This window comes from Roseibacillus ishigakijimensis (assembly GCF_016595415.1).
Classification (GTDB): Bacteria; Verrucomicrobiota; Verrucomicrobiia; order Verrucomicrobiales; family Akkermansiaceae; genus Roseibacillus; species Roseibacillus ishigakijimensis.
This window is the reverse complement of sequence record NZ_JAENIO010000134.1, coordinates 1-618: the sequence shown is the minus strand read 5'-3', so window position 1 is coordinate 618 and position 618 is coordinate 1. Positions and strand designations below refer to the sequence as shown.

Sequence of the window (618 nt, the reverse complement as noted above, 5' to 3'; positions counted from 1 at the left end):
TAACAATCCCCACCTCAAGGCCAAGGACCGCAACGAGTTTCTCGCTTGGCTCAAATCGCCTTTTCACCCCTCAATTTTTGTCGTGTAGTGTGATTTCGGTTAATGCTGAGCAGCCCCCAAAGGCTGTATCTCCGATTTCGGTCGTCTCAGGAGAAAGAGTAACCGTTTCAATGTTCACACAATCAACTAAAACTAAACCTGAAACAATCGTTACTTTTAGAGGAAAAGCAAACGAAGTTAGAGAAGTGCATGATTTAAATGCGCCCGAATGTATTTCTGATACCGAGTTTGGTATGATGATTGACGTGAGCTTTTCGCTGTCTGCAAAAGCTTCTTCGTAAATGATTTCTATTCCGCTGGGAATGGAAAAAAAGGAATTATCCTTTCTTGGAGGGTATTTCAGTAGAGCAGGAGGGAAGTTTCGAAAAAGAACTCCGTCATTGTCATAAAAATGTGTATTTTCTTCGGCGACTGTAATCTTCTCTAATTTTAAGCATTCGTGAAATACCGGATAATTGTAAAGTCCCATTCGCGTCAGGTTAAGAGCCTAACCGATTCGTAGCCAGCAAATTAGATTGGCAAAAACCACCTTTTTCCCTTGACAAGTCGAGCAGCGCG

Annotated in this window: 1 protein-coding gene; it reads right to left on the bottom strand. The window is 42.2% G+C overall.

From position 1 onward, the window contains the following. Positions 1 to 70: 70 nt before the first annotated feature. The gene (locus JIN78_RS16905) at positions 71 to 529 is read right to left on the bottom strand and encodes a leucine-rich repeat domain-containing protein (protein ID WP_200393174.1); all 459 of its coding nucleotides are present in this window, start codon (positions 527 to 529) and stop codon (positions 71 to 73) included. Between the last annotated feature and the right edge of the window lie 89 nt (positions 530 to 618).

Excerpts from the sequence above, each read along its gene's own strand:
- JIN78_RS16905 (WP_200393174.1), bottom strand. The coding sequence starts at position 529 with ATGGGACTTTACAATTATCCGGTATTTCACGAATGCTTAAAATTAGAG.